Annotated in this window: 5 protein-coding genes; 3 read left to right on the forward strand and 2 right to left on the reverse strand. The window is 39.0% G+C overall.

The features are described from left to right. The first annotated feature begins 114 nt into the window (after positions 1-114). A complete protein-coding gene (locus tag HZF10_RS17690; RefSeq protein ID WP_176007575.1) occupies positions 115-648 on the forward strand; it encodes a hypothetical protein in 534 nt (177 codons plus the stop codon). Positions 649-1497: 849 nt separating this feature from the next. Here the strand turns inward: HZF10_RS17690 and HZF10_RS17695 are convergent. After that, positions 1498-1638 carry a hypothetical protein gene (locus tag HZF10_RS17695; protein ID WP_176007576.1) on the reverse strand — a complete coding sequence of 47 codons (141 nt, stop codon included), beginning with the start codon at positions 1636-1638 and terminating at the stop codon, positions 1498-1500. 106 nt (positions 1639-1744) lie between these two features. Between HZF10_RS17695 and HZF10_RS17700 the strand changes: the two genes are divergently transcribed. Both HZF10_RS17700 and HZF10_RS17705 read left to right on the forward strand, forming a co-directional pair. Then, entirely contained in the window at positions 1745-2212 is a 468-nt protein-coding gene (locus HZF10_RS17700; protein WP_176007577.1) for a hypothetical protein, read from the forward strand. 163 nt (positions 2213-2375) lie between these two features. Next, positions 2376-2849: a hypothetical protein gene (locus HZF10_RS17705; protein ID WP_176007578.1), complete on the forward strand. Its 474-nt coding sequence runs from the start codon at positions 2376-2378 to the stop codon at positions 2847-2849. Positions 2850-2967: 118 nt separating this feature from the next. On the opposite strand, the gene HZF10_RS17965 is transcribed toward HZF10_RS17705, so the two are convergent. Next, on the reverse strand, positions 2968-3161 hold a 194-nt coding region (locus HZF10_RS17965), incomplete at its 5' end, for a hypothetical protein (protein WP_217703408.1).

A 3161-nucleotide genomic window follows, 5' to 3' on the forward strand; every position in this document is an offset into this window, starting at 1 on the left:
TTTTCTTAACTTCGTTTGCGTTCGGTGGAGAGTACTCTCTCCGAAAGGTCGCGGCGACAAAGAAGCCGCCGAACGTTAGCGGCAAGACCGGGATATCGTTCTAATTGAAATAAGATGACAAAAGAAGTTTTTGATCCAAATGTCGTATTTTCAAAAATGGGAAGGTGTTTAGTCGCGGCACAAAGAATTGAATTTGTTACAGGAGAGATTCTAAAATTTTTAATTGAATTCGATAAAGATTTATTTGGTTTAACTTCTGCTGAGTTTCTGCAACTTGCAAGTCATTCAAATAATTCAAAAATGACATTAGGTAGTATTTTTAGGTTATTAAAATTAAATCCTAGCTTAGTAATCGAAGAAGAATTAAACGAGTATCTAAAAAGAAGAAATATTTTAGTTCATAATTTTTTCACGGATTATCTGCATACGCGAAGTATTTCTCAATCGAAAAAAGCAGAAAAATTTTGTGATGAGTTTCTAAACAAATCCAGGAAAATGGAAAGCTTTTTTCAAGGTTTCCTAGATTTTTTAATGCTTCCACCGATTCCAGAAGATGAAGAACCTTACGTTGAAGAAAGTTTAATGACAGATAATTTTTATTATTTCATATCGCATTTTACAAAATATTATCCTGGCGAAACAATTTAGGTCCAGCCGCTAACCGCCTATTCACTCCATTGCTGGCTGATGACTAAGTGGGTCGTCCTGTTTCCAAAACTTCGTATCTTCACTCCGGAGAATACTCTCTCCGATTCGCCAGCAACGGCGCGAATAGGCCTAACGTTAGCTTCCAGCCACGTTTTCCGAGTCAAAAACAAATTTGCCGTTGGAGATTCGTTTTTCTAAAGGCTAATCGAAATCGAGTTTTATAGCGACCGTAAAATCTGTAAATGAATTGCGCCGCAAAAAAAATATGAAAACGTTTCTTTTGGAATTTCGGTTTTTTCTTTTTCAAATCAAACCGAAGCTTCGCGTGTGGCCGAGAAGCTAACAGCGCATCTTTGACATTGCGGCAAATTTCCCTAAAACGGAAATTTCAGGTTTCAAAACTTCCTATATTTACGGAGGAGAATACTTTCTCCGATCGGCCGCAAAGTTCAAAGAATGCGCCGAACGTTAGCGGCAAGCGCGTCAGGCCCGGCTTCCAATTCGAATCTAAATTGCCAATAGGATCGCAATCGTTGCGCAAAGCAAACTCACAATATATAAAGGCGCTTTCCTTTTAAATTTTCGAGCTACAGTCGATGAATCTTGCCTTTGGCTCAAAAATTAGAAGGAAAGCGTCTTTTGTGGTTCTTGCGCCGGACCGCTAACCGCCGCCAATCGCAATGGCGGGTTTACGGCTTATCGCACGTTTCTTTTCCAGAACTTCGTATCTTTCGGCTGAGCTTACGCTCTCCGAAAGCCGCCACTGCGGTTGGCGACCTAACGTTACTGTCCATTTGCAACGTATTATTTCTTTTTCGCTTGCAGCGAAAGGCTTCGCCAAACATTTCCTCACCAAATTTCCGTAATGCCTTCGGCGGACAATTTTTCCACTGCTGAGAGTTCTCTTTCCAATCTTTCGTGAGCACAAACGGCCAGTAACAGCGGCTCTTCGCCACCGCGCCTTCTATGGCTTGGGAAAATCTTTTTCATTAACTTCGTTTCCAATAGCGGAGAGTACTCTCTCCGAAAGGTCGCGGCGCCAAAGAAGCCGCCGAACGTTACCATCCATGCGTCCAAGCAGAAGCAAATTTCAACCATGAAATACAAATTAAATTTCTTCACTCAATATCATCAATTTTACTTGCTCGACAAAGATGCCAGGCAAACAAATGAAGCACTCGGAAATTTCTGGACTGACCAAGCATTTGCGGACAAGCTAGCTGTTGAAAATGGTTTTCTCGGAATTGGTGTCGAAAATGATGAAGGAATAGTTAACTGCGAAATTTCTATTTTAGATTCTAGAAATCTCAATTTGAATTTCGAACAGTTCGATCACGTTGTCGAAGCGAGTATAAAAATCAAGTCAGGAATAGCTCAAATTCAAGATTGTCCAAATTCATCAATTGAATTGGAGTTTCAATTAGAACCAAATGATTATAGAGTCCGAGTTTATTCAATTAATTTAAAAACCGCTTACGATGAAAATCCAAGAGATTTTTATCAAATAGAAATATGGAAAGAGAAATTTTCAGAAAGAAATGTTTTGAAAAGATTTCTAGGCTAAATATTTGCACGGCTGGTAACCGCCGCTAATTTCGAATGCGGCAAGCGGACTAAGTTTACGAGCTGTTCTTTAATTTCGTACTTTTCGGCGGAGAGTACTCGCTCCGAAACGGCCGCAACCGAAATTAGCGGCCTAACGTTATAGCCAATTTTTGTAATCACATATGAGGAAAATTATACTAATATTCACTTTCAGCTGTTCGTTAATTTCTTGCGGACAAAAAACCGCCGAAAGAATTGAAGAGAATGTTACTGATGGAAATGGAAAGGTTATTTCTAGAGAAATAATTGATTCTAAAAAAGGAGGCAAAAGAACTGCTGAAAGAACTGTTGAATTATTCTACGGCAATCTAAATGATATTAAAGCAATTGATTCTCTTATGAGTTTTAGATTTTATCAAATAATCCCCTACTTCAAATTTAAAGAATTATTGGTTGAAAAAAACAAGGTTTCTGGAGAGTTACTTGAAAAAACACTAGTCAACTCAAAAAAATCTGAAGACAATAATTCAGTTGTTTTCTCATACAGAGTAAAGTATCAGAATATAGAAACAACAGAAAATATTGGTTTGATAAGAGAAAATGAAAATAATGACTTTCAAGTTTATATTTATAATTCCAAAGCTATCGAAAAATAAAAACTGGCTATAACCGCCGCTAATTCCGATTGCGGCTTCAAGGTAAACAGAACGTCTAATTTCTTAACTTCGTTTCGTTCGGCAGAGCGAACGCTCTCCAATTTTGCCGCAACCGAAATTAGCGGCCTAACGTTACTCGCCATTTGCAGCGTGTTATTTTTTTTTCGCCGATGGCGAAAGGCTGCGCCAAACGTTCCTTACTAAATTTCAATAATGCCTTCGGCGGACAATTTTGCCACTGCTGAGAGTTCTCTTTCCAATCTTTCGTGAGCACAAACGGCCAGTAACAGCGGCTCTTCGCCACCGCTCCTT

The sequence above is a fragment of the Flavobacterium agri genome, assembly GCF_013401995.1.
Lineage (GTDB): Bacteria > Bacteroidota > Bacteroidia > Flavobacteriales > Flavobacteriaceae > Flavobacterium > Flavobacterium agri.